Origin of the sequence: Citrobacter amalonaticus (assembly GCF_037053465.1) — a bacterium.
Taxonomy (GTDB): Bacteria; Pseudomonadota; Gammaproteobacteria; order Enterobacterales; family Enterobacteriaceae; genus Citrobacter_A; species Citrobacter_A amalonaticus_H.
Genome location: NZ_JBALIF010000014.1, coordinates 1 through 25,091 on the forward strand (window position 1 = coordinate 1; position 25,091 = coordinate 25,091).

The following is a 25,091-nucleotide window of genomic DNA, read 5'->3' on the forward strand; positions in this document are numbered from 1 at the left end:
TTAAGACCTTTAGCCAGTTCAGCCGCGAGGGCTTTAAGCTTCTTCTCGTCCATAATTTGCCTGTCTCCGTAGTTGGGAGGAACATATCAAAAACAGGCAATTACACAATTTTAATTACAGTCTCCGTTTCATAGGTTGGGTCTCAGTCCAGGGCATAGTGAGTCCCCTCTTCTATGCCAGTTATAACTGTTACCCATGTATCCGGTCTAAAGTGTTACCCATGTTTCCGGTTCATACCGACAGCTCACCGGCGTAGTGACGTTTCTGGTAAAAGGCACGCCAGATGCCGCTACGGTAGCCTTTGATACGCAGGCGCTCCGGTACACCATTACCGCTGGCAGCAACCATACACTGGTAACCCTGCTTCCGGCCTGAACATGCATAAACAATGGCTACACCAGGCTAACAGGCACCTATTCTGCGCCGACCGCCCCCATCCATGCATACAGCCTGAAATGCCCGCCACAGCCCTGGTAGATTATCCGGGGATTCCCCCTGAAATAAGTAGTCTCCTTTAATCGCAACTTTTCGCATCCTTTGCCTTAACCCTGCTTTAATTTCCTGATAATTTATTAAAATACTGATACCGATTTTTTATATCTGAGAATTATTCAGCCGCATTTTCCCTTTCTTATTTTACAGTCATCCTCTGCTCGCTACTGCACTTCTGAAATACAAAGGACATTTGTTAATAATTACTCTTCTACAAATATTCCATAATAGCAATGGAAGATTTTCCTCATTCGACGACATCGCCATCTTCAGTACCGACTCACTCGCGACTACTGTAATACCATGTCCTCTTATCCACAGTAATCGCCGGCCCTGCTGACTCTTCAACTAACCAGCAAAGTCAGAATGTTTCAGACGAAGTTTATTGTTAATAAGAACAAACCCAAAATTCTGTGAATGATCACACAGCTCAGACAAACCAGGAAGTTGCTCATTCGCTGAAGATCCAACATACGCCGTCATTTCATCATCACTGAATTCAGCATTACTGATGGCATCGCACACACCATTCACAAAATGTCTCTGACCATTTTCCAGATAGTAGTACAGGTTTTCATCATCATCATCCGCAGGATAATATTTCCTGCTTTGCTCCTTAGCCGATAACGCATTATCCCGATGTTCATTTATTGCCAGCGTCTGCGGATCCACCGTAATCAGGCTCAGTGAACTCAGTTCATCTATGATGGATGCAGAATACTGGTCAAACAACGCCTCTGTCATTTCCTCTGGTGGATTATCTTTATTTTCAGGCAGGAATGTCATCTCCCAGCGAACAGGAAATTCCAGGTAGGATTTCACCTTTGCAACATTTTTCTCCCGTAACGCGTTCTGGAATTGCTGAAACTGGGTCAGCATTTCACGCTTTTGCGCGTCATTAAGCGGAGCTGAACCAGCTACTTTTTCAGCAGGTTCAGGCTCGTCAATATCCGTCAGATCCAGGAGTACAGGTGTCATATGGTACATAGATTGCGCTATAACAATTTTCCCCTGTAAGGTGGCTTTTTTGCCAACCATTCGTTCGTACTCCGGGTATTTATCTGACGGGATAATTAACTGAACATACCTGTCCCATTGATGCTGATCCATATTTGCACCAGAAACACACTGAAGCTCTACTGTTTTCAATTCAATGTCAGCTTCTTCGTGTTCACCATTTTCATCTTCAACTGCGTGTTTTCTTTTGACTACCACGCCATTCAGCGTAATATTTTCACCCTCTTTATAGCAGGGCATAGCTGTAGTGACAGAGTCTAAAACATACTTTCCTTTACTTTCATCAAATGCAAAGTGTGAATTATAATAAATTTCGGCAGGTTCATTATATAAAAATGAAGAATATTTATATCCATCAACACTTCGTGGGCAATTCTCAGGGCGATTAAGCATCATATCTCTGAATGCTGACCATGATTTTTTTAAACTGTCACGTCCTATAGGTATATCAGTATCTCCAGTCAGATCTTTCGATGTATTATCCATGATATACTCAATATTATTATCCGCCAGAGCCTTACAAAACGTCGTTGTATTTTCTATGTAGAGCGCTTTTTTCTTCTGTGATTCCGGAGAAAGTAAGCCCTTTAATAATTTAATATTTTCATGCTCTGTATCAGTGATAAGCGCATCGACATTTGTAAATACAGGATGGTACCAGGGTTGCTTTCTGAAATATTTGTCCATTTCTCCACCCGCGACAAAGATATAGCCGTATCGGGCATAAATCTCATTCAGCATAATCTTCAGGTCGCCAGCGGTTTTCGCACGCGTTTCTTTTGTTCTTAACGTAAGCAGAGTACGGGAGGCTTCAGGATATTCACCTGGAAGGGTGATGTTTTTTACCTGAGGAATGAATTCATTATGATCGCCATAATTTAATAAGGTGCCTTTCATTCCTTTTGGGATCACCCCTTCTTTTTCTGAAGTCGCAAGAAGCTCCACACATCGTATATTTTCATCTCCGGTAACCGTAACCGTGTTGTCCTTCTTCTCCATAAATTGCAGAGAACACCATGGCGCGCCATCTGAGATAGAGCCATCATCGGGTATGACCCGTTGCCAGTGATCTGAAGTCACTGAATCAGCATAAATGCCAGTCCATTCATCTGCCGTTGCCGTATACTCGTCACTTTCTCCTCCCATAAAGGGTTCACTACTTTCACCAAAGAATTTAAAATCTCCGGGTTTGTAATCTGTTTTCTTCCCCTGGTAATAAATGGGTTTCGACGAATTTTCTGCCGCTCTGTCATTTGCGACCACGGCTGTACTAATGAATAATAATCCAGTCAGAATTATTAATATACGTGTATTATCCATTACTGTCAGTTGACCTGTTAATGATGAACATACCAGGCAGGCATAAATATTAGAAAAATATTTCTCCCTGCTGAGCCTGATTGCAGGCGAAGACAATTTACCTGAATGTTTAACTCGCTGTCCATTGTCGATCAAAATCATTCATATAATCATGGCGTCGCGAAAAAAATCAGTATTTCAATTTTTGCCAGAAATAGCCGGTGAGTACCACTCTATTTTCTATGATCTTATTATCTGTGCGAATGGGTTATTACTGCAGTACCAGTAATTTTTCAGAGGTCGTTTTCGTTACCTCATCGCTATCGCTGGCAACAGCCTCCATATCGGCGCGAACAACGTTCACATGCCCCGGATGCGCCGTATCCGGTTTGATAATATCGGAATCGGAGAGCTCCTCTTCGACGTTGACGTTATATGAAATCGGCGCAATATCCCGTATCCACTGCTTTTGCTGAATATCATAAAGATAGAGTGGTGTCCATGCGCCCATCTCCGATCCGGTATGGATGACCACGCGGTCCCGCCCGCTGTTATCCAGCGACGGCAGTACAGTGATGCCTTCAATCAACCGATTGGCGATTTTTACGGGCGCAACGCTGGGATCGCTGCTCCACAGGAGGCTGCTACAGTCCGTCTCTTCGGTGCACACATCTCCGGTGCGGGGATCGAACGACGTAGTCCAGACGTAGCTGACATGTTCACCGTCAAACTTCCCTTTAGCAACGGAAGCGTCTCTCTTCTCTTTCTGGTTATAGCGCGTAATACCATCCGTTTCGCCGGTAATTCGCCAGCCCTGCTGTAGCTTTCGGACCAGAAACTCTGCCGGGTAATTTTCTTCATGCCCGGAGCTGAGCAACACGTTTTTGACAAAAGTCACCCGCACATCGTCCCTGGCGGATTGTGACTCTTCATCGCCTGCAGGCTGAATCATCAACTGGCTGGCAATACTCTGAACGTAATACGCCTCATTCTTTTTCACAAACGCCTGCTCGCTGGCAGTCACCTGCTGCACAGACATCGATTTTCCGTACCATTCAACCTGATCGGCATAAACCATCTGCGGCTGCGCATCAGCATGGTGATTAAAAACGTCGTTCCAGCGGTCCAGGAGCGCATTAATTTGTTGCTTATCGGTCGCACTCAGCGCGACTTCCGCTGAAGAAGAAAAACTCACCAGACTCAGTAAAATAAGCGACGCACTGGTCGCTGCGCGTACATAATTAAGATTCATACTCTTCCTGATAATGAAATATCAATAACAACACTGCTTAACCAGCGTCAATTTCACCTGGCTTGCGTACAGAAATAACAAAGGTATTTTGTTTTTCATCCGACGTTCCTGCACAGGGCACTACCGAAACCTGCGCCACCGTTAAAATATGCAGGCCATGACCACCGAAGAAATGAACACAGGTCTGTGCACAATACTTTTCCGGTTATTTCTCCCGGGTCAACATAATATGGTACTGGCAGCAGCTTTCACTTACCCGCTGCTCAGACACCGTGATGAATCATTTTTTCTTCATATTCCTGACCTGATCCGAAAATGCCCTGAACATTGCGCCATTCGGCTGAGCTATTCCCATTTTTTCCTGTGCGGCATTCGCTGCTTTGTTGATCGCCGAAATATCTAATTTTTCCTGCGCAATAACCGCAGGTACCACCATCGACTGGCAGTACTGACGTCGCTGGCGGATCCACTCCCGTTGTGCATCGGTATGCTCAGTACTGTTCATTACCACCAGCCAGCGGGCCGCTGCCCTGCGCCATAAACCTGCGGTTTCCAGCTTTTGAGCAGTAGCATCATTAACCCTTTCAGACATCGCTATCCCTTCTCCTTAACATCCTCAGCCACCGGTCTTTATGCAGAAGGCAATAAAGGACAGACCGCTGTCGTTATTCCCGTACTCTTACTGAGCCGTGCCAGCATCATTTTTTCGTGTCCGTCTTCTGCTTCCGTCAGCCAGTCACAGGCCATTCCGTTGGGTACAGGGCAACAAATCATTACCGCACTGTCGGTATCAGCAAATTCATCCAGCTTCTGGGATACCGCTTTGCCGGTACCCCCTGCCAGCAGCAGGGTGGTTAACAGCACACGCACTATAACGCCAGCATCAGGCGGCCTGGTCAGAGAGGATGCGGCGCAGGCAGGCTATCTGCAGTACCGCCGGAATGGTCACCCGGTACGCGCTGCCGCTGACGGCTTTCACCCCGTTCAGCGCCGCACCAAAAGGGCCACCCAGGCCAGCACCACGCAGCAGGCCATGCCCGACCACGCTGATGGCGGCATGGGTAAGCAGGATTTTACTGAGTTGTCCTGAGAGCAGGTACGATACGCCAGCAGCCAGTTTCTTATCCTGCATCAGCTGAGGGAGTAAGGCTTCCAGCTCAGTGACCTTTGCATCCACTGCCGCCAGAAACTCTGCCTTGTGAGCTTCATCCATCTTCTGCCAGCTGTTACGCAGGAAGTGCTCCAGCAGACTTTGTTCAATCTCCAGCGTGGACATTTCCTTCTCAGCTTTCAGCTTCAGTCGTTTACACACATCCAGCAGTATCGCCCGGTACAGCAGGCCATGACCACGAACCTTGTTGGCAATACTGTCCCCGCCAAAATGTTGCAGTTCACCGGCAATTAACTGCCAGTTACGACGATGCTGTTCAGGATGGTTTTCAAGCGCTTTAAACGCATCATGCTTCAGTAATTCGCTGGCAAGCCGCTGTTTACCTTTATCGTCCTGCGTCAGCAATGCAGCAATCACTTTTAACTGTTCTTCCGAGCAGTGCTGTAAAAAATGCAAATCCTCATCGTCTTTATAGGTCAGTCCCACAATACTTTTCCTCGCAATTAGTAATAATGAAACCAGAGGAGCCGGGCTGGCGGCAAAATAAGAAATACGTTGTTATTTTTGTGTGACGGATATCCGGGCGTCTGTCAGACAGAGCATCGGTTCGTTAATGAATCTCTGTTTCGCTATGCCAGATTTTCAATGGCCTGAAAGAACAGGTCTTCGGTCATGACGCTCTGGTTCATCGCGGTTTGATGTTCATTCCGGATAAACCAGCCCGCTTCCGCAGCCATACTCAGATGAAAGCGTTGTTTATCCGGAGTCCCCTCCAGAGCGTCAACAGTCATCGTCACACAGCCCTTACTGCCATTCCGGTACAGTTGCTCAGGCCGGATGCTGACGCTGCGGGTACCATTCTGCAGCATGATGGTGGTAATGTCATATCGGGACACACCGCTGTTGAGGCTGCGCCCCACTGTACTCAGATCCTGCAGGGATGTTGTCGTAATAACCACCTCAATGCCGGAGCCATCAAACCACTGCTGTATCTGCCGGGCCAGCACAACCATTCGTTCACAGAAGGCCCGGATATCATCCTCAACTGAGCCGCCACCGGGCGTGGCTGCGTTTTGCTTTTGCTGCACTTTTTTAAAAAAACGTTCCCTGACTGACACCTTATCTCCCCGCTTTTGATTTGTTGCCTGACGCTGTCATCCTGTTCATTCTGACTTTTTGCCTGTGCAGCCGTTCACGGGCTTTACCCACCGAACGGTAAGTGCGTCCGGGAAACTTCACCGCCAGTTCGCACAGCGGCAAATGCACATATTTCTGCAGTAGTGCCAGCTCTTCCTTACTCCACATTTTCTGCCGGTTTTCCCCACCACCCAGAAATTTAATCCCCAGCTCACAGGCTCTGAGTTTCACTGCATCCGTCGTCCTGCCCGGCAGATATTTCGATACTGCGGTTCCCTCCTGCGGGTAGTGAGCGGCCAGAATGTATTCTTCTTCCCGGCTCCAGCTTCTCGCGCTCACCACCCCCAGCCTGCCCGCCATCCAGCTGACCATTCCCCGGGTACGCCCCGGCAGCAGCGCCCTCACTGCCGCATTGCCTTCCAGGTAGTGGGTGCGCAGAATATCCTTTTCAGCCTCCGTCCAGGCCGGGCCATTTTTGCGTGAACATCCAAGAGCGCCTGCGGCAGAGCGGACCGACGCTGGAGAGCGGCCAAGATTTTCGGCGATTTCCACCGCTGTCATATCCTGGCGGTAATGCTTCTCCACAAAATCCAGCTCGCGCAGCGTCCAGGGCGACCGGTGGTTCCGGCAGGGAGGGGAGTAGCTCATCGGCCCGGTTCCCGCTGCACGATAAGAGCATAGCGGGCGGTAAGCTGCTTCAGCGCTATTTCTGTCTGGCTTTGCAGTGCAGCAGGAGGCTGTCCTGGCGGCGTCTGCGACAACAGGCGCAGTTGCTCTTCCACCGGCACGCTCTGGCTGAATGCGCGGGTGATGTCATAGACCATCGTTTTCAGCTCGCTGCCGGTCAGGTAGCGCCCCCTGCGCTCATCCAGCGCATTGAGCTTATCCGTCAGTTGCTGCAGCTCCGCCATGCCCTGATGCCAGCCACCGAGATTTTCAGCGGGCAGTGCTTCTGTGCTGAGTTGCTGCTGCCACTGTTGCGCCAGGGGCGTTGCCTGCTCCGGCCACAGGCTCTGTGCCTGCTGTACCAGCTGGCTGCCGTAGCGCAGCACCCAGTCCGGCGGCAATTTACCCAGCCGCGCAAGCTGTTGTTCCGTCAGGCGAATGCCCTCACGGGCCTGAACGGCGTTGAGGCTTATCGTTCGCGGCGTCAGGTCATGCAAAGGCTCCGGCAGCCGGAGAGATGCCTCAACCTGTTCCACCCGCGGATCTGGCCGGTGCAGCATCTGCCAGCCCCACAGGGCGGCACCGCTTAACACCAGCATGGCGAACATCCCGGCAACAAACGGTTTCCAGAGGTGGAGCGGTGACTGACTGATAACCGTCATGCCCGGCAGTGGCTCCGGCTGCGCCACGAAAACCCATTGCGTTTTTTCCGCCGTGTTGTGGTCGCTGAGGGTGGCTGTCGGTGAGGGTAACGCAACCGCTGCAGTTTCCGTGACGGCACCATCGCTGTTTTCCAGCCGTACCGCTGCGTTATGCAGTTGTAAGCGTAACCCGTCAAGCTGGCTGACATGTTTCAGTTCCAGCCGCTGAAGGACGTCGCCGGTGGCGGTGAGATGCTTCTCCGCCTGGTACAGCGGCTCCAGGTTGGCATAACCCAGCGTCAGCGTGCGAATCTTCTGCTGCAGGCGCTGGCTCAGACCGGAAAGTATCGCCATCCGGGCATGAACCGGCTGCGGCCAGAGTGAGCCCCACTGGTGAGTGAGTAATGCCTCCAGTATCGCCAGCCCTTCGTTCAGACCTTGCAGCCCGGCCAGATGTGTCCGCGCCAGGGTGTACCAGGCGGCGGTCTGCAGCTCCACACCATTGTGTTCAAACAGCGACAGACAGAGCTTTTCGGCGTACAGCCAGTTCACGTCCGGGCGCGCCGGATGGGTCAGTTTGTTCAGTTCGTCGCACAGGGCCGTGTAATCCGGCAATGTGCGCGGGTCACCGCCCGGGCGCAGGTGCCGTGAAGTTCCGTAAGACATCATTGTCCCTCTGTTATGCCGTCGTCACCGGAGACCTTCAGCGCATGATGGTAAATTTAGTCGCGCTAAAATAAATGGTACGGTTGTTTAAATTAAGGTCGCTGCATTCAGCGTTCAGTTGCAGGCTGTTTCTCTCCCGGCAGGCCGGCACTTTCAGCGTCAGGCTCTTCCGGCTGCAGCCTGGCGGGGTGTCCCCCTCCCCGGCACGAAGTCTGGCCGGGGTGAACGATTCAGCGGTTCAGCCATTCAGGGAGGTGTGCCCCGAGCGGCATGGCGGGTCGGGTAAAGCGCAGCGGTGTTTTCTCAAGACTTAATGCGGTATTGAAATAATTCAGCCTACCAAAGGGGCCGGTTTCGGTTTCCATGCACGCGGCAATCCATTCTTCACCGGGTCCTTGCGCTTCCCGCGAGCCCGTCGCCATCCCCTGCTGTTGCAGCCAGGTGGCGGTGCGACACAGCGAGACATCCACCTGCCAGGCCCCACCTTCCCGGGCCTGACGCTCCAGCGCCATCAGCACGCCAAGCGTGGCCAGATATCCGGTCAGGTAGTCGTTCGGGTATGTTGGCCCCAGCAGTGGCCGCTGATTTTCGCCCTGCGCCATCGCCATCCCGGTACAGGTCTGTGCCAGTTGCTCAAATCCAGGGCGGTTTTTCCAGAGGCCGCTGTGGCCGTAGCAGTTCAGGTTCACGGCTATCAGATGCGGGTTCAGGCGCACCATTTCCGGCACGCTAAGGCCGTAGCGGCCCAGCGCATCCGGGCGATAGCTCTGTACAAACACATCCCCGTCATGCACCAGTTGTGCTGCTGTCTGGCGGTCCGCTGACACGGACAAATCCAGCCAGGCATTACGCTTGCCGTGATTAGTATCCACATCAAACGGCAGAATGCGTGGACGGTGCGGCGAGGCGATATGCAGCACATCGGCCCCCATCTGCGCCAGGCCACGGGTGGCAGTGGGTCCTGCAATCACATGGGTAAAATCCAGCACGCGCAGGCACTGCAGGGTCTGCGCCAGCCCGTAGCGGCGGGAAAGCGGCGCGCTGTCGCTGACCCGCGTCAGACGAACCAGTGGTTCCGCACTCACCGCACGGCCCTGCGGATGGTCCAGCCACTCTTCAGACGTGCGGGCGACAGTCCCGCAGAGCCCCGCATCCGCCAGCGTGGATTCCAGATATTCCGCATTCCAGGTCATCACCGCATCGGCAATACGGTGGCGATTATTGGGTACGTTCAGGATATCCAGAATACCGTCGCGCAGTTTCGGATAGCCCCCGTGCAGAAATATCCATCGGTTATCACCGGTACGATAGAAATCGGTTGTCGGATAGTCCGGGTCATTGTACTGCCAGTTATAGCCATTCTGGCGCTGGAAAGTGACCGCGTGGGTGGACGCTGCCGCGCTGTGGCAGTCCACCGCAATATTCTGCGGATACATCCCCTGACCTGTACGTAATGTATCCAGCATTACCCCCTGCAGGGCCAGTATGGCGGCAGCCGCTTCACCCGTGCGAAACGGCGTCGGATACACCGGGTCTTCACCGTTCAGCGTGACGCTGTCAGCCGGAAAGATATCCAGCCCCAGCTCACTGCGAAGATTGTCGAAAAGGGTTTGTACACTCATAACAGGTTACTCCGGCGATACAGGGCATCGTAGTGTGCGATACTCCATCGTTACGCCGCTTCGGTATCCGTGCTGTCCAGGCTTCGCCAGTACTGAAGCGCCACCGGATCGGCAATATAGTCAATCTGCCCGTGATGGCGCTCCACTTCGTGGATAATCTTCGTCAGATCCACCCGGAAGAACTCTTTGCGCAGATTGATTTTGTTCATCCGGTAGTGCTCAAGATGTTCGTGCAGCACTTTCTCCAGCGCCGGGGCATCATCGCAGGAGATCATTGCATGAACATCAAAATCAAACGGTACCGAAGCATCACTCAGCTCTTTCACCCTGTCCATCGGTTCAAGCCGCCGGGTCATCCCGACCTTGTAAACATTTTCACCAAATGAGCCAATATTCGAAATGATGTAGACGTGCCCCTGCCGGGTGAGCTGAGCCATGGATTTGGCTCTTTCATACTGCTGGTGAACGTCCTGGATTTTTTGTTCAAGCTCCAGGCGTTGTCTTTCCAGCTCCGCCCGGTGTGCGCCTTCAGCCGCCAGAAGCGCTTCCTCCAGCACCCGCTGCTGCTCTTCTAGACGACGCTGCTCTTCTTCCGCTTCCTGCTGCTGTCTGTCCAGTTCATCCTGGCGTTGCTTTTCATCACGCATCTGGCGTTTTATTTCTGCCTGATATTCTTTCTCTTCCTGAGCTTTTTCCAGCAACGCAACCTTGTCCAGGAATTGCTGCCTGACGTCGTTCCAGTCAGCGTTATCCTGCAGTTCCAGGTGAGTGATTTTTTCACGAATAGCCGCATAACCGGCTATCTCTTTACGTAACTGATTGTACTTACTTTGCCAGTTATTGATGGAGGTTCCGGCAAGCAGGGTTTTCACCTTAAAGGTATACGCAGAGTCCACAATGCGCTGAAGCGCACGGGATGATTTGGCTCTGGCTTCATTAAACTGCTCTTCGCGGTGCCTGAGGCGTTTACGCTCACCGGACATCAAGCGCTCCACCTCGTGATGAACCCGCTCACTGAACGCATTTTCCTGCCGCTCAAGCTCTCCTCTGGCCTGTTCAAGTTCAGCGGTGCGCTGTTTAAATCCCCGGTAAATAAACAATCTGATAAGCAGACTGACCAGCAACAGCAGGCCAAAGAAGAGCCCGATAACGCCTGCCGGACCGGATGCAGACTCAATAAAGCGTTCGTTAATATTAATTAACACTCTGATGACAGCATAAACGGCCCACACAATGATGCCGGTGATGATTAAAATCCCCACAGCAGCATCGCCACTACTCTTTCTTTTCGCCATTGTTATATTCCATACAATTTAATTCAGATACCACAGGAGGGAAAACGTACTGAAACCGGCAATAACAGCAATATTACCCCAGCGCCATGACGGAGTTGGCAAGGCGTTTTTCATGACCAAAGGGCGTTGTATAAAAGCGTTGCTCAATGCCATAAAGAAGCAACTTCAATTCTTCATCTGTGGAAATTTCAAACGTACTGTTCAGATGATCAAACGTCAGTTTCTGGCTACAGTAATCATCAATATACGTCAGCATCCCCTCTTTATCTTCTACTGACATCGTCTCCAGTGTTGTCATCGCAAGAGAGATCCGCTTACGGTTCGGTTTGGAGACTTTTTCCACATTGTAATCATTTGCCAGGGCAATAAAGGGCTCAACCAGGAAGTCCTCAACCTCTTCATTCGTCGCCTCTTTATATAGCTGGTCAATACCCGTAAAAAGGCCGGAGATTGTTGCGAGACTGCGGAAAATAAGAGCATCCTGCTCAGGCAGATAGACCGCATCAGGAATATCATTCACGACGATCCTTTTTTCATCCTCTTCTATTTTGAATAATTCACCAAATAAAAGAGTTTTTTTGCGGACAAACAGAGAGGGGGTTAACTTCTGAAAATAAAAATCACCATTTTGTACAGACACCAGACAGCTGATTTTACCGAACTGCGCCGCTGTCAGTTCATCATATTCCTTTTCATCAAAGGGGTCTGTTAATATCTGCGGGCAAAATGGTTGTTGACTGAATTGTTCAACCTTAAACCAGGCATCCTCATCAAGGTTATGATCAGGGTTATAAGGAATACAGTCAGCCACAGTAATATTAATTTTCTTAAAAATCGAACAGTCTGAAATTAATTTGAAATATAATTGTTTTCGTTTGTCTTTAACTACCGCAAAAACATGATCCACTACGTTCTCCTTTCAATGAAAGTGTAGTTATTAATCCGAAACACTTTGTCAATGTCGATATCACCAGGCTTTTTGTATTTTTTGTAGCTAATCAGGAAAAGCGTGACGCCATGACGAGTCTTCACATTATAAAACTCATAACCGAACAGCAAAAACAGCGGATTGAAGTAAAGCGCCTGAGACAGGAAGGTAAAGATAAACAACATCCCGTAGACAAACCGCAGCGTTTCCCAGTCAGCCACACTGAGTGCAACAAAAAAATAGCCCAGATAACTGGGTAAAAAACTGTTGTTAGCATATTCAATACTCTCTATCTGCCCTTTTTTGAAGCTATCCTTTCCAAGGCAACCGCTCAGCAATACGCTGACCCATGTCAGTAACACGGGAAGTAAAAGATAAAGCAGGTAAGACACGATATCCGGTAATGCCACGATCTCCCTGAAACGATGACTTCCGGAAAGGAAATGGCTTATTGAGAACTTTTTCTGAATAAGAAAAATGGCAACCAACAGCGATGTAGCATTAAAGGTCAGCAGCAACCGAAACAGCACATTAATCATTGTCCTGAGCCTCTCCTGATTTTGCATTTTTCCCGTCTGACTGGCACTCATCGCCCCCTGCGTTCAGTCGCTATAAGCGCGCAGGATGTTTAATGAAGCCCTGCCGCTTAAGGTGGCGGATAAGCACGCGCCCTTCCGGCATAAACTCCGTGCCGTAGCGCACCAGACCAACGCCCCTGAGTTCAGAATCGATGGCATAAGCCAGTTCGCCTGGTACAATCTGGGGTAGCAGCACCACGCTGATACGTGTAAGACGCGGCTCATATTTCAACAACACAGAGGACAGTTTTTCCATTAACTCGTGGGCAGTCCCCGGCATCCCCTGCAGAATTTGGGTCATATCCGGCAGGCCGTAGTCCGGCAGATGTCTGATGCTGCCCGCGCGGGTATTAAGGATGCACTGCATATTATCCAGCACCGATAAAATCACCTGATTCTCTTCGCTGACGTTATGCAGGTCGAGGTCGCCGGTAAAGTTGCCGTAGAGCATGTCATACAGAGAAGGGGTGTGATGGCGGTTGGGCATCTCAGTCATCCTTACGCGGTTGCAGGGACAATTGATTGTTGCTGACATCAATGATGCGGGCGTCGTCCGGGTCGAGGTCATCACGGGTCAGGGTGAGTCGCCAGGTGTTGTTTGCCAGGTCCGGGGCCATAAACATCCCCGCCACCGCCACAAACTGTGCACCGTCGTCCATCGGCATATCCAGCGTCACGGATTCGCCCGGACGCAGACGGACATCTTTTTCCGCCAGCAGGTCGGCCTTTATGGCCTGGCTGTCGTCAGCAAACAGCGACGGATAGTCGGTGCTGTCAAAAGCCTTGCTGTCTTTTAGCTGATAAACGCGCACCACGGTAGAGAGCGCCGCGCCGTTCGCGTTGTTGTTCACCCCCTCGCGGGCGCGCAGGTCCAGATGCAGAGTTTTCACCTGCTTATAAAAAATGGATTTCGTGACTGAAACTGTGCTGTCGGTTACGCGCTGCGTCAGGCCGCAGCCGGTTAACAGCGTGGTCAGTAACAGTGCCAGCAATACAGCAGATGTCTTACCAGCGATAGTCGCCATCTTCATCGCTCTCCCTTCGGTGAATGTTTTCCTGAACCCGCTGCCAGCGGCCCAGAGGAATGGTGATAATGTCATGGTGGCGTGAACTGTCAGGCTTCAGTGGCCGCAGCACCGCCGTGCGCCCGAGCTGTACGGCGTGGTCCGGGTTGCAGGATAGCTGCGCATCCGCCAGCAGATGCCGGGCCACGCAAAGCTGCAACCGGACATCCAGATGTGCGCCGAGGTACACATGCAGCAGCGCCACCAGGTCACGGTGCAGGTCGCCTCCCGGCAGCCAGCCATGCACTTCATCAGGATTACCGGTGGTCAGGCGCAGCAGCACCTGACCGTTCACATCGGTGCCGTGCGCGCCCATCACCGGACGGTGTTTCAGGCTGACGGGATGACGCGTACTCATGGTGACCTGCTGTTTCAGCGGAATACGGCAGCGGTCATGGTGGAACACCTCCGCACGGGTGTCCGGGGCCAGCAGGCTGACCAGCGCCCCCATTCCTTCCGCCGTACGCCCCGGCAGCAGCATCACCGGCAGCAGCGCCAGAAAGCGCGACAACGGCGTGCCGACAGACGCCGCACTCCCCGGTATCCCCAGCCCCGCCAGCCCCAGCAGATACTGTGAGGTGTCATCGGTGCCGCCCGGGGCGAAGGTCGCCGGGTACGAGTATTTGCGCCAGATGCGATAAAACTGGGTTATCAGCCGGTGGTTGAAGATATCGAGAAAGTCGCAGGTGGCTTCATACCCTTCCCGCCGCTGCGCAATATCGTCGATATAATGAGTCGGCAGCGGTGACTCCACACCATAGAGCCCCATAAAGGTGACCCGCACCGACGGCGGCAGGTGTTGATGCTGCGGCTCCGGGTCGTCCATACCTTTGATTTCACTGGCCGGGAAGCCCATTCCCGGATGCGGGCGAAAGCGCACCGGCTCCTGTTTCACCTGCCAGCCGCTGCCCGCCACCGGCGCGCCCGGCTGACTCTGCTCCAGCAGCTGGCAGAAGCGGTAAAAGTTCATGTACGGCAACTGAGGCCGTAGCTGCTCCATCAGCCGGGCAGGCGTGGACTGTGATTCTCTTTCCACCGGATACATTTCCCTTCAGGCTGAACTATCAGCGTGAGCTGGTTAAACTGGTTCATGTCGGCATACAGCGCAAAAAAGCGGTTGAGCATCTCTCCGAACAGGTGAACATCGCCCTCGCCGGTAAAACCGTGGCTGTCGAGGGTCACCTCCACATCCAGCCCGCGCAGCAAAAAACCGTCCTCGAAGCGCTGAATGCGGTGATGGCGCACCTCCTGAATGGCATCCAGACGGCGGTTGTTCAGCTCATCATCGCGCCAGTTATAAAGCGACAGCGTGCCGCGCAGCACCTCCGCACTGCTCATCATGTTCAGAAAGCGGGTGCCGAGATGGCTCATCACCCGCCAGTGAAAGCGGTCTTCCGCTGGCGGATACGCCGGAAGCGTCGGCTTGCACAGATTGCGTACCGTCACCGACGTTTCGAATATCTGCTCGCAGCGGTCGAGCAGTGTGCTCTGTAGCGCCCGGCGCGGTAGCTGGCCGTTGGTGCCGGTAATGCGCAGCGACACGGTTTCACGCTCCACCGCCCGGTCGGCCTCCCACTGCTGCCCGCCAAGGATAAGCCAGGTGTCGTGCATCCCGGTCACGCCCCGCTTCACGCGGGTGTGGTAGTAACGCTCCGGCGCATGACGGCGCATCATGCCGCCCTGATGGCGAAAGCTGGTGAACGGTACGTAGCGGGCATCACCCGTGCGCCCGGAGCCGGTGACCGCATCGACCGAGTAAATTTCGGTATGGCCGTCCTGCAGACGCTTCGGGCGCAGCAGGTATTCGCTCTCCAGCCCTGAAATGGTCAGCGGGTCGGCCTCCAGCGTGAACAGGTTAATCACCGGCACGCAGTGCAGGCGCAGCGTGCTGTCGGTCACCGGTAAATCGCTCTGCCAGACCGCGCTGAACACCACCTCAATATCAAACCCGTCGATACCGGCAGGCAGCGTGATATCCGCCAGCCCGTTAAGCTGCACAAACATAAACTTTTCACGGAAGGTGAAATACTCCAGCAGCAACTGGTAACCGCTGAAGGCGCTGCCGCCCTTCGGCCACAGGCCGTCTGCATCACCAAAGCCACCCGGTGAGAAATACCCGTCGAGCTTTATCCGCTCCGTCTGCCCCGGCAGGCGGATGTACAGCCCGGCCTGACGTTTTGTCAGCCACAGATGCAGGGCGCTGCCGGTAACCGCATCCTCGCCGAGGTACAGCGACAGCGTGCGCAGATCCGCCTGCGCCCAGTCGGCCTGCGGGCTGCAGGCAAAGCGGATACGCAGCACGGAGCGCCCGTCCGGTTCGGTCGTCATCACCGCCCCGGCGACCGCCAGCGGGTTGAGCGTAATATCCCGCGTGGTGCGGTAGCTGCAGACAGTGTTTTTCGGCCCCACCGGGCGGGAGAGCACCTCCAGCCCCGCAGGCGCCACCTCGCCCATTTTCATCGCCGGAACATCGGGCGTGAAGGCCACCACCGACAGCGACGGGATGGTGCGCATGTAGTGCGGCCACAGCATGCTTACCAGCCCCTCGGTCAGCTCCGGCAGGTCGTCGTCGATTTTTTCGCGCAGCCGCCCCATCGAGAAGGCGAAACCTTCGAACAACCGCTCGACATACGGGTCCGGCGTTCCCGCCCTGTCGAGGTCGAGCATCGCCGCCCGGTCAGGGTGGGTCTGTGCAAACTCTTTTGCCGCCTCGCGCAGGTAGCGCATTTCGGCGTCAAAATAACGCAGGGTTAAGTCTTCCATGGAAACTCTCTTTCGGGATAATTAGCATCCCTGGTTCAAGTAGCGGTATAGTTTTTTCCAGAACTTTTTTGAACGCTCAACCTGAGCGATAAAATAACCGCAAAAACAAAGGCAAATGACAAAAGACGACGCAACTGACAGCCCCCACAACCAGGGCCAGAGCGAACGTACCGGTTCGTTTACATAAGATGAAAATAAACCTGACCAGTTGCAAAGCATGACAAATAAAAACAGACAGCATGGAAAAAGCGTCACAACAGCAAGTCGTCTTTTTCTTCTTGCCCACGGACTCTGAACGCCGTCACGCATCAAAAAAGACGTACCCAGGAAAGCATTCAGTTCCTTATCCAGAAACGATATTCGACTTTCCAGAACAAACGAAATAATGCTTTCATTAAATTCCACACCATACTTAAAACCATGGGCGTAATAAAATGTGTCATAAATTGCATATGACGCATTATTAATAACCGGGCATTTCTTTTTCAGTTCAAGCCAGTTAACAATAAATTGATATTTTTCATTTCCCGTCAGGTCCGAAAAATCATGATTTTTTCTTTTCTGATAAAAAATGGAGAGCAGACCCAGGCAAAATGTAATGAGCGGAGAAAGAATTAATTTAATAATATCCATAATTCCTCAGGAGTAAACCCGGTATTCGGGCAGGCCTGCGAATCCGCAGGTTACCAGTTGATTTGTTTACCCTCGTCAACCGGTCGCAGCGGGTTAAAGATTTCCGTTTTATTATCTTTGCCATCTTTTATCCCGTCCTGATCTTTATCTTCGGCACGGGGAAACGCCGGGTAAGGAACTTCATGCTCAGGGTTAGCCAGCCGGTTCAGCGGGCGGAGCGGCAGCGGGCAGGCTTCTGTATTCACATCAGGAATGAGTCCCCAGGTATTTTGATTCATCGCCGCTAACTGTGCAAAGTGCAGTGCCTGTGGGTAACGATCGCGGGTTTCATTTACCGTATTGATGATTTTATTGCTCAGCTTGCTGGTGAATTCCGCACCGTCAACAGGATCCCACTGTTCCGGCTCCGTCTGAGTAAATGTCGCCAGCAGCGCTTTATCACCATACACCGGCGAGCCTGAACGCATCACCATATCCACATCCTGCAGTGAAGAGTTAATTACCAGGCCATAGATATCCTGCAGAGACGCTTTGTCACGGGACGCCACGTTGAACAGAACCACATCAGCAATCCGCCCCGGTTTAATATCCCCCAGCGGCGCATCAAGCAGCGCAGCAGGATTCACCGTCACCATCTTCCACAACTGCTGGTTACTGAGTATGTGATGAAAATAATCCGCATTCAATTTTTGCGCGACCTGTAACTCATCCAGCAAATTCGCCGAACCGGAATATAACCAGTCGGTACTCAGCGCAATATTTATCCCCTGCTGGCTCAGTAATGCCACAGGGGCAGTATTGCCATAAAGCGCCATATTTGAACGCGGCGACCAGATAACCGTCGTTTTCGAATCTTTAACCTTCTGAATATCTGACGGAGTGACAGCAACCATATGCACAAGGCCGACATTTTTCCCCAGAATATTCACCCGTTTATCATTTTCTGTACCTGCCGGTGTGCTGATATTGGTAAATTCATTTCTCGCAGCAGCGTCCACGCCTTCCGCCATATGGGCAATATAAATAACACCCGCTGTCTGCTGCACAGAGGGGTGTTTCGGATAACCGTCGCCAGCAGGAAGCTGATAATCACAACCCGCCGTATCCCCCAGAGGAAAGGTGTCCGCCCGGACAGAGGGCGAATGGAGCCCTTCCCGCAGATTATTTTTATCATCACTGTCGCCCAGGTTACGGACAAAACCCGGCGTGCCGCCATTACTGACCACCAGCGTGGTACCACTGATCAACTGACGCAGCTCATTCCATGCCACCACCTCAGGCTGGTTGTCTGCAGGCGCAGTGAGCTTCATCAGCCCACGGCATCCTTTACGCCAGTCATTGCGCTGGTTATATGTCACATCAGGGTTCTTCATTTTATTTTCACAGCTTAACTCCGGCAATGGCCCTTTCTGGTTATAGTTAATATGATCGTGCGTATTGATAAAGGCCGGTGACAGAACATCGTCCGGTGCCTGAATGATCAGTGACTGGTTTAATTTCGCTTTCTGCGCCACCTCCGCATTCGCAAAGACATCCTCAATGATACCGTCCTTAATCAGGACCGATTTTCCGTTCAAAATTCCACCGGATGTTGCAATATATTTTGGCGATATAATAACCGATGAGTAGGGACTGACAGAGAAAGGTGACGCGCCATCGTTTTCATATTGAGACGTACACGCCGAGAGAAATAACGTGGTAATACCCACGCTGAGGGTGAAATAGCTCACCAGTGGCATTTTTTTCATTACATGTCTCCGTAGTATCCACAAAGAATTCAGTCATTCGGCCTGTTCAGTTACACAGCACTGCAGCACGCGCCGGATCGATGGCAATCAGCCCACAAAGCAGTTGCTCCATTTCAGGCAGCAGGCGGAGTTTGTCGGCCTCGCTGCGCCCGGCCTTCATCCGCAGCAGTTTCAGGCGGCGGGCCTTCACTTCAAACAGCAGGCCCGGCTCCCACTGGCTGAGCGTGACGGCGGCGGCGTGTGCGTCCAGTTCCCCCAGCAGGTGCAGCGCCAGCTCGTTTTTGCCTACCTGTTCAGCGAGTCGCGCCATCAGCAGGCGCAACAGCCAGCGGCTGCGAACGGTGGTGACGCCGGGGCGGTTCTGCAGCCAGAGCAACGCGGCATCCGCGCCATCGCTGTCGGCAAGCTGTAAGGCTTCCGGCTCCAGTTGCAGGATATCGTCATCGCCGGACGCGGTGCCCGCACGGGTGGCTGAGTCATCCTGCCAGTTGCCCGGATTATCCATCACCTGCTGCTGTATCCAGGCGAGCGTCACCTCATCGGCAAACGGCGTGCCGTCGTTAAACGCCAGCCCTTCCAGCCCGGTCAGGCGCGAGAGCAGGCCTTTCAGGTCGGCCTGGATAATCGCTGCTTCCGCATCGCGCCCGGATTTCAGCAGCGCCTGATGCAGATACCACTGGATGTCCAGCCACAGATGATTCGCCCCGCGCGACAGCAGGCTGTCGGCCTCCTCCAGCAGTTCCCGCCAGCTTTGTTGCAGATACAGGCGTTTTAGCAGCGCGCGCTGGTCAGGTTTTGGCGGTTCGATGCGGGTTTTGCCGTCGGCGGCAAGCGGCGGCAACTGGTGTAGCGTGTCGTGGCGGATGCTCTTTATCAGATGATGGGCAGAGAGCCAGCCGTCGGGCTGTTCGCGCAGGTAATCCGCAAGCAGGCGGGCCTGGTCCAGCAGGTCACGCCCGGAGGTGATGCGGCTCAGCAGCGGCGCACCGCTGTTTGCCGTGGCGGAGGCGCTGTCACTGACGTTCTGCGGGACCACAGCATCCACGCCGCCGGATTGTTGCAGGCGTTTTTCCAGGGCGCTTAACAGTGCGCCGGGCACCGAACCTTCTGCGGTATACTCCATCAGCAGCAGCGCGCCCGCGATGCGCAGGGTATCCGCGCTGTTGACCTCCGGGTACCGCGACAGGCTGTCGAGCATTCTGGAACTGGCAAGCCATTCCAGCGCCGCCTGACGACTGCGCTCCCGCTGCGGGTGCAGTTGTGCGCCAAAGCGCTGCGTCAGCCCGGCCAGCAGCTCCAGACCGTCAGCAAGCCCGGCCTCGCCATCGCGGTGCAGACGCGCCCAGGCGTAGTACGTGGCGATGCGGATATCTTTCGCGGTGGTGGTGAGCAGTTTTTCGGCTGACCGGCAGATAAGTTCCGTATCGGCGCCGGAGAGCTTATTCACCTCTTCACGCATCTGCTGAAAATCATCGTCATAGCCGGGGTCGTCACCAGCAGGCTTATCTGTCGCGATGGGCTCCAGCCAGTTATCCCACAGGGCAAGACGCTGTTGTGTCTGCTGTGCCAGGGCGTCAGGCTCTGCCTGGCAGACCGCAAGCAGGGTATGAATGGAGGCCATCACCAGCTCTCCCCGTCAGCGGTATCGCCGGTGCTGGCGGAGGCCTGTGTCGCTGCTGCCGCACCCACGCTGAAGATGGCCTCCGGCAGGGTAAAGTTGCGCAATTTGAGCAGCGCCAGCGGCCCTTCCCCGGCTTCCGTACGCAGGGTGTAGTTGAGCGGCCTGCCGTCCTGCGCCTGCCAGGTGAGGCTGTAACTGCTGCCGGTGCCGGGGTACGCGCTGACGGTAGCTTTATTCAGCAGCCGTATCCAGCCCCAGCTCCCGGACATATCGGCACACTGGCGGGTTCCGGCCTGGGTACTAATCCAGCTTAACGCCGCGCCCGGCGCTTCGGTATCGGCAGGCCAGGTGAACCGCTTCCAGGCGGGCATCTGGTTCACGTAGGTCAGCTTCTGGCTGTCGATAATCAAATCCGTCTGCATCACGTCCCGCGCCGTGCCGGGCCGCAGCTCGAAGGACAGTCCGGCCTCCCCGTTGGTGAACACCACATCAGAAATGTGGCTCAGGGTGTCCAGCGCCTGCAAAAATGCCGGGTTAAAGGTCAGCCCCTGGGCGTTGATGCTGTCCGGCACCCAGTGGCTGCCCTCTTTGTGCAGCACGCCGTTAAGCCGGGTCTGCAAAAACCGGGTAATGCGCCCGGAGTCGGCGTTGAGGTATTTCGCCAGCAGCGGCAGGGAGACCTCGCTGCTGACATCCTTAAACGGATAACGCCCGCCAAACGCGCTGTTCCAGTCATCCACCACCGCGCTCTGCCACTGGGCGTTGAGGCTTTCGGCGGCGGGTTGCAGTACCTGCTGCCACGCCTGCTCCATCGGGCGGACAAACACCGTCTGCCCGAACCCGCTCCACTCCTGCCCGAGGCCTGCGGCCACCAGGCTGCCGTAGTCGCGGGTTTCGGTTAAATCCACCGCCTTGCCCTGGAACACCGTCTGCGCCAGGGTCTGCGTCATCGCCTGCGGGTCGGCGGCGTTGGTCACCTGTTGCAGGCGCAGGCGCACCTGGGTGACGCGGGTCAGGAAGGTCTGCAGGCTCAGGTCGGTGGCACCTGTCCCTTTCGCCTGATTGTCCATCAGCGCCAGCACCGGGCCAAAGGTTGCGTCCAGCGGACCATGTGTGCCGCCGCTCTGGTCGATGGCGGGCTGGGTGTCGCTGCCCAGCAGGTTCTTCGCCGATTTCACCAGTGAGTCTGAGATGGCCTCACGGGTCTGCCCGGTGCGCCCCTGCACGTTCAGGGTGTTCATCAGCGCCACCAGTGGCGACTGGCGCACATCCGCCATCAGGGTAAGCTGGTCGATGGCATCCGACAGCGTGGCGGCAGGCGTCCAGCGCAGGCTGTTGAGGAAATCGAGCCAGGCCCCGCTGAAATCGGCAAAGTAGCGTTCCGTCAGCCGCTGTTTCAATGCCTCCGGTGAGGCCTGCTGCGTGGCGGACTGTTTGCTGTCGCTCAGCACCCAGTCCATCTCTTCACGGCGTTCATTCACCACCTTATCGATGGCGGGCTGTACCGCGTCATCCCAGGCCTGGCGGGTGAACATCCCCGGCACCACCTCATCGGTGGTGAACAGGCGGGCCGCATCGGTCTCCCCGGTCATGTCCGCCAGCCGCATATCGGCATACTGGTTCGCCACCTGTGCCAGCATTTTCTGGTACAGGGTGGATTCGCTGTTGCGCATCCCCATCTGGCGCACCAGCAGGGTCCGCGCCTGATTCACCAGACCATCGTCCGGCGACAGACGCCAGCCGGGATGAGTGGTCAGGCTGGCGGCATAAAAGGATAACAGCGCCGGGCCGCTGCCCTGCCACGCGCCATCCGGCACGCCCTGACGCTGCGGCCAGTCGCGCAGCAGCTGCGCGCTGAACCAGGCGGCGTCCATTTTTTCCGGGCGGGCGAGCATCAGGTAGAGTTTTAGCTGGTCGTAGGCGGCTTTCGCCATGTGTTCGCGCTGCGGACTGTCCGGTGGCAGTTGCGTGAAGGCGGTAAGTTGCGATTCGAGATGCCGGGCCGCGGCGTCACGCAGCAACGGTAACGCGCTTTCCTGGTAGCGCGGCCACAGGGCGGCCTGTAGCGCATCGTCCTGGTTCAGGCCGAATCGGCTGTACCACGGTGCGCCGTGTGCGGCGCGGTACTGAAGCTGACCGAGGGTTTTCTGCACATCGAGCTGGGCCTGTAACCGGGCGGGCAGCGGTTGTTTGTCATTTGCGGCGGTCTGCGCCTGTTCCTGGGCGGTGTGGATGGCGGAACGGTTGACCAGGAAAGCAGTAACGGAGCCGGTGGCCCAGAGCACCAGCAGAGCGGCGGCGGTTACACCCGCTATCTGTTGCCAGCTGACACCCGGTTTACGTGGACGTAAGCCTGCGGGTAACGCCTGTACGACTTCAGGCAGGATGTCCCAGCGATTATCTTTCCCCCAATGGTGGGCAATACTCCGCTCCGCCCCAGCCGACGGCTGGCTTAACACCACGCCAGCCAGAGGCAGAGGACGGTACGGATTAAGCAGCACGGATAAAGGCCCGGCGAGACTCTCAGGTTCACGGGCAAGCTGATCAGCCAGAACGAGTAAAAAGTGATGTTGCGGGTCGCCACACACCTGTTGAACACCCTGCGCGGTCAGTACCGGTACCAGATCACTCAAATGACCTGCCAGCGTCTCCGATGAGCACCCTGCTGGCAGCAGGCATCCTACTGGCTGGGTCACGCGCCCGGTCTGAACTCCGGCACGTGGATGCAGTGACCAGACATACAGTGGTACCTGCCAGCCCAGTTCACCATAACGGGCAGTGAGGGCATGCGCCAGGGTATCCATGGCTGCAGTGGTAAGCGGTGCTGCCGGTTCGCTCCCTGAGCCCGAAAGGCGGTCAAAGGCAGACGTCACCCATACCATGCCATCCACCGGGCGATGGCGCAGTTTACGCAGAGCCGTCAGCCAGGCAGCATCTGCGGGAGACGCCGGATCTCCCCCCCACAGAAGCAACGTGCCCTGATCTTCCTGCCAGAGTTCCCGGGGAAGTTTTGGGGTAAGTTGTTCGACATCAGTAATACTACCGGTAACCAGCAGGATACGGACTTTGCGGAACCAGAAGCGCCCGTACTGATGGCGCATCATCTGGCGAATCTCACCCATCGTCACATTACGGGGTGGCGTCTGCGCCACACGCCCTTCCTCACCGGGTAAACTGCTTGCCTGCTGTGATTTGCGACGATGAAAGCTTTCTTTAACATGGCGGGACAGGGCCGGAAGATAACGAACAACAGCCAGCGCCAGACAGATTAATGCAAATGCCAGCAGCCGTTCCCCCCGGGTATCAATACCCACAACGCCACCGAAGCGGATGATACCCCACCAGATGGCGGCCAGCCCTGCCAGTATCAGCCCGATTCGGCCAAACCGGCCCAGGCCATTACCCGGTAAATTCATTTTCACTCCCTGGGATGATGGTACTGATAAAATGTTCCTGTTCTGAGCTGAACAGCGCTAACAGTGACTGCTGACGCTGACTGACCATATCGGCAGCAAGTGCGGTTAGCAGCCAGGGCGCAAAAGGCCCCGGTATGCCGCACCACTTCTCCAGCAGCGCAATATTTTCGGCCTTCCACGGAGCATTCATTTTTCCTCCCCGGGTGATAAGCGCTGCGCTTTTCTCCGTCCAGGCCTTTGTATCGCCCAGTACGCTGGACGTCCGACAAGCCGCAGCCTGGGTCTCCAGGAACAGCGTGATGTCATCATCGAATTTCGTCATGTCCAGCGGCATCGGGCGCAGTAAACGCGATGAATGGGGTAAATGGAATTTTTGTGCAACGTCATCACTGGTCAACAGCAGTGCCGTCAGGCCGTCGGAATACGCCTCACCGCCGTTAAGCTGCATGACCAGGATAAGATCTGCCGTCAGCACCGGTTGTTTGATGCGCTCTTCCACCCTGGAAAAAGAGAGCGAATCAGTAACGGTAATGTCACCCGGAACCGGACGCCCGGGAAATAATTCGAGCCAGACGGAGGTAAAGCCTTCGGCCATCCCGTCAGAAAGAGTATCCGCCACAAGCGTTACCCGCAGGGGAAGGTCTGGCGGAAGCGACCGCAAACCATCGCCCGTGCCATCAAGCAATATTTTTATTGTGCTGACATCAGATGATGATACGGGAAGGTAATTAATCCTGCGGGTAAGGCCATATTGCTGAGGCAGTTCACTCGTCAGAGAAAACACCGTGAGATTGTCCGGCAAAAAAACAATGCTCCGGAGAATAACCAGATAACGTTCTGCCCACGCTTCCCACCGTTGCTGGGCATGTCGCGCTTCTTTTTGCAAAAACTGATACTCATTGACCTCCCGCCCCCATAAATAGCTGCGCAGGCAGAACAGCAGTAGCCAGCAGCCAACAGGTGCCAGTGATACCCACCAGATATTCATTGCTGACAGTGCTCTTATCGTTCCGGAGGCATGCAGAATAAAGATCAATACTCCCGCGATCACCACCAGAACACCCGCCAGTAACCACCAGCCCAACGCGGGGGGCGATGAGAGTTCAGAGGTTATCGCTTTAGTTCGTTCCCAGCCCATGATG

General features: G+C 54.5%; 22 protein-coding genes. All 22 read right to left on the reverse strand.

What is annotated here, in order from left to right:
* Window positions 1-840: 840 nt before the first annotated feature.
* The 22 genes from WB371_RS18890 to WB371_RS18990 all read right to left on the reverse strand — a co-directional run bounded on the left by WB371_RS18890 (window position 841) and on the right by WB371_RS18990 (window position 25,087).
* Window positions 841-2,970 carry a DUF4459 domain-containing protein gene (locus WB371_RS18890; protein ID WP_336221575.1) on the reverse strand — a complete coding sequence of 710 codons (2,130 nt, stop codon included), beginning with the start codon at window positions 2,968-2,970 and terminating at the stop codon, window positions 841-843.
* Between the two features lie 109 nt (window positions 2,971-3,079).
* Window positions 3,080-4,060 (reverse strand): hypothetical protein, encoded by a 981-nt coding sequence (locus WB371_RS18895; protein ID WP_336221576.1) that lies wholly within the window; start codon window positions 4,058-4,060, stop codon window positions 3,080-3,082.
* Window positions 4,061-4,340: 280 nt separating this feature from the next.
* Window positions 4,341-4,652: a PerC family transcriptional regulator gene (locus WB371_RS18900; protein WP_336221577.1), complete on the reverse strand. Its 312-nt coding sequence runs from the start codon at window positions 4,650-4,652 to the stop codon at window positions 4,341-4,343.
* A gap of 38 nt (window positions 4,653-4,690) precedes the next feature.
* A complete protein-coding gene (locus WB371_RS18905; RefSeq protein WP_336221578.1) occupies window positions 4,691-4,930 on the reverse strand; it encodes a hypothetical protein in 240 nt (79 codons plus the stop codon).
* A gap of 13 nt (window positions 4,931-4,943) precedes the next feature.
* On the reverse strand, window positions 4,944-5,657 hold the full coding sequence (msyB, locus tag WB371_RS18910; RefSeq protein WP_336221579.1) for an acidic protein MsyB: 714 nt from the start codon (window positions 5,655-5,657) through the stop codon (window positions 4,944-4,946).
* A gap of 143 nt (window positions 5,658-5,800) precedes the next feature.
* Window positions 5,801-6,289: a hypothetical protein gene (locus tag WB371_RS18915; protein ID WP_336221580.1), complete on the reverse strand. Its 489-nt coding sequence runs from the start codon at window positions 6,287-6,289 to the stop codon at window positions 5,801-5,803.
* Between the two features lies 1 nt (window position 6,290).
* Complete coding sequence (locus WB371_RS18920) at window positions 6,291-6,956, reverse strand: hypothetical protein (RefSeq protein ID WP_336221581.1); 666 nt, start codon at window positions 6,954-6,956, stop codon at window positions 6,291-6,293.
* The gene (locus WB371_RS18925) at window positions 6,953-8,281 is read right to left on the reverse strand and encodes a VasL domain-containing protein (RefSeq protein WP_336221582.1); all 1,329 of its coding nucleotides are present in this window, start codon (window positions 8,279-8,281) and stop codon (window positions 6,953-6,955) included. Before WB371_RS18925 ends, WB371_RS18920 begins: the two co-directional genes overlap by 4 nt.
* 37 nt (window positions 8,282-8,318) lie before the next feature.
* Window positions 8,319-8,444: a hypothetical protein gene (locus WB371_RS23875; RefSeq protein WP_420704065.1), complete on the reverse strand. Its 126-nt coding sequence runs from the start codon at window positions 8,442-8,444 to the stop codon at window positions 8,319-8,321.
* A gap of 67 nt (window positions 8,445-8,511) precedes the next feature.
* Window positions 8,512-9,903 (reverse strand): CoA transferase, encoded by a 1,392-nt coding sequence (locus WB371_RS18930; protein WP_336221583.1) that lies wholly within the window; start codon window positions 9,901-9,903, stop codon window positions 8,512-8,514.
* A gap of 50 nt (window positions 9,904-9,953) precedes the next feature.
* The gene (locus tag WB371_RS18935; protein WP_336221584.1) at window positions 9,954-11,198 is read right to left on the reverse strand and encodes a GIY-YIG nuclease family protein; all 1,245 of its coding nucleotides are present in this window, start codon (window positions 11,196-11,198) and stop codon (window positions 9,954-9,956) included.
* Between the two features lie 73 nt (window positions 11,199-11,271).
* Window positions 11,272-12,105: an ATP F0F1 synthase synthase gene (locus tag WB371_RS18940; RefSeq protein ID WP_336221585.1), complete on the reverse strand. Its 834-nt coding sequence runs from the start codon at window positions 12,103-12,105 to the stop codon at window positions 11,272-11,274.
* Window positions 12,105-12,665 carry a hypothetical protein gene (locus WB371_RS18945; protein ID WP_336221586.1) on the reverse strand — a complete coding sequence of 187 codons (561 nt, stop codon included), beginning with the start codon at window positions 12,663-12,665 and terminating at the stop codon, window positions 12,105-12,107. Before WB371_RS18945 ends, WB371_RS18940 begins: the two co-directional genes overlap by 1 nt.
* Before the next feature lie 70 nt (window positions 12,666-12,735).
* Window positions 12,736-13,191 carry a type VI secretion system baseplate subunit TssE gene (gene tssE, locus WB371_RS18950; protein WP_336221587.1) on the reverse strand — a complete coding sequence of 152 codons (456 nt, stop codon included), beginning with the start codon at window positions 13,189-13,191 and terminating at the stop codon, window positions 12,736-12,738.
* A gap of 1 nt (window position 13,192) precedes the next feature.
* Window positions 13,193-13,729: a type VI secretion system lipoprotein TssJ gene (tssJ, locus tag WB371_RS18955; protein WP_336221588.1), complete on the reverse strand. Its 537-nt coding sequence runs from the start codon at window positions 13,727-13,729 to the stop codon at window positions 13,193-13,195.
* Window positions 13,710-14,813, reverse strand: a complete 1,104-nt coding sequence (gene tssG, locus WB371_RS18960) for a type VI secretion system baseplate subunit TssG (protein WP_336221589.1) — start codon at window positions 14,811-14,813, stop codon at window positions 13,710-13,712. Before tssG ends, tssJ begins: the two co-directional genes overlap by 20 nt.
* Entirely contained in the window at window positions 14,768-16,531 is a 1,764-nt protein-coding gene (tssF, locus tag WB371_RS18965) for a type VI secretion system baseplate subunit TssF (protein ID WP_336221590.1), read from the reverse strand. The genes tssG and tssF overlap by 46 nt, the downstream gene beginning before the upstream one ends.
* A 21-nt stretch (window positions 16,532-16,552) precedes the next feature.
* Window positions 16,553-17,164: a hypothetical protein gene (locus WB371_RS18970; protein ID WP_336221591.1), complete on the reverse strand. Its 612-nt coding sequence runs from the start codon at window positions 17,162-17,164 to the stop codon at window positions 16,553-16,555.
* 50 nt (window positions 17,165-17,214) lie between these two features.
* Complete coding sequence (locus WB371_RS18975) at window positions 17,215-18,912, reverse strand: amidohydrolase family protein (protein ID WP_336221592.1); 1,698 nt, start codon at window positions 18,910-18,912, stop codon at window positions 17,215-17,217.
* Window positions 18,913-18,958: 46 nt separating this feature from the next.
* Entirely contained in the window at window positions 18,959-20,533 is a 1,575-nt protein-coding gene (tssA, locus tag WB371_RS18980; RefSeq protein WP_336221674.1) for a type VI secretion system protein TssA, read from the reverse strand.
* Window positions 20,533-23,949 carry an ImcF-related family protein gene (locus WB371_RS18985; protein ID WP_336221593.1) on the reverse strand — a complete coding sequence of 1,139 codons (3,417 nt, stop codon included), beginning with the start codon at window positions 23,947-23,949 and terminating at the stop codon, window positions 20,533-20,535. The genes tssA and WB371_RS18985 overlap by 1 nt, the downstream gene beginning before the upstream one ends.
* The gene (locus tag WB371_RS18990) at window positions 23,933-25,087 is read right to left on the reverse strand and encodes a type VI secretion protein (protein WP_336221594.1); all 1,155 of its coding nucleotides are present in this window, start codon (window positions 25,085-25,087) and stop codon (window positions 23,933-23,935) included. The genes WB371_RS18985 and WB371_RS18990 overlap by 17 nt, the downstream gene beginning before the upstream one ends.
* Between the last annotated feature and the right edge of the window lie 4 nt (window positions 25,088-25,091).

Bases quoted from the DNA above. Each gene is read 5' to 3' on its own strand.
- WB371_RS18890 (WP_336221575.1), bottom strand. From the start codon at position 2,970: ATGATTTTGATCGACAATGGACAGCGAGTTAAACATTCAGGTAAATTG.
- WB371_RS18895 (WP_336221576.1), bottom strand. From the start codon at position 4,060: ATGAATCTTAATTATGTACGCGCAGCGACCAGTGCGTCGCTTATTTTA.
- WB371_RS18900 (WP_336221577.1), bottom strand. From the start codon at position 4,652: ATGTCTGAAAGGGTTAATGATGCTACTGCTCAAAAGCTGGAAACCGCA.
- WB371_RS18920 (WP_336221581.1), bottom strand. From the start codon at position 6,956: ATGAGCTACTCCCCTCCCTGCCGGAACCACCGGTCGCCCTGGACGCTG.
- WB371_RS18925 (WP_336221582.1), bottom strand. From the start codon at position 8,281: ATGTCTTACGGAACTTCACGGCACCTGCGCCCGGGCGGTGACCCGCGC.
- WB371_RS18930 (WP_336221583.1), bottom strand. From the start codon at position 9,903: ATGAGTGTACAAACCCTTTTCGACAATCTTCGCAGTGAGCTGGGGCTG.
- WB371_RS18935 (WP_336221584.1), bottom strand. From the start codon at position 11,198: ATGGCGAAAAGAAAGAGTAGTGGCGATGCTGCTGTGGGGATTTTAATC.
- WB371_RS18945 (WP_336221586.1), bottom strand. From the start codon at position 12,665: ATGATTAATGTGCTGTTTCGGTTGCTGCTGACCTTTAATGCTACATCG.
- tssE (WP_336221587.1), bottom strand. From the start codon at position 13,191: ATGCCCAACCGCCATCACACCCCTTCTCTGTATGACATGCTCTACGGC.
- tssJ (WP_336221588.1), bottom strand. From the start codon at position 13,729: ATGGCGACTATCGCTGGTAAGACATCTGCTGTATTGCTGGCACTGTTA.
- tssG (WP_336221589.1), bottom strand. From the start codon at position 14,813: ATGTATCCGGTGGAAAGAGAATCACAGTCCACGCCTGCCCGGCTGATG.
- tssF (WP_336221590.1), bottom strand. From the start codon at position 16,531: ATGGAAGACTTAACCCTGCGTTATTTTGACGCCGAAATGCGCTACCTG.
- WB371_RS18970 (WP_336221591.1), bottom strand. From the start codon at position 17,164: ATGGATATTATTAAATTAATTCTTTCTCCGCTCATTACATTTTGCCTG.
- WB371_RS18975 (WP_336221592.1), bottom strand. From the start codon at position 18,912: ATGAAAAAAATGCCACTGGTGAGCTATTTCACCCTCAGCGTGGGTATT.
- tssA (WP_336221674.1), bottom strand. From the start codon at position 20,533: ATGGCCTCCATTCATACCCTGCTTGCGGTCTGCCAGGCAGAGCCTGAC.
- WB371_RS18985 (WP_336221593.1), bottom strand. From the start codon at position 23,949: ATGAATTTACCGGGTAATGGCCTGGGCCGGTTTGGCCGAATCGGGCTG.
- WB371_RS18990 (WP_336221594.1), bottom strand. From the start codon at position 25,087: ATGGGCTGGGAACGAACTAAAGCGATAACCTCTGAACTCTCATCGCCC.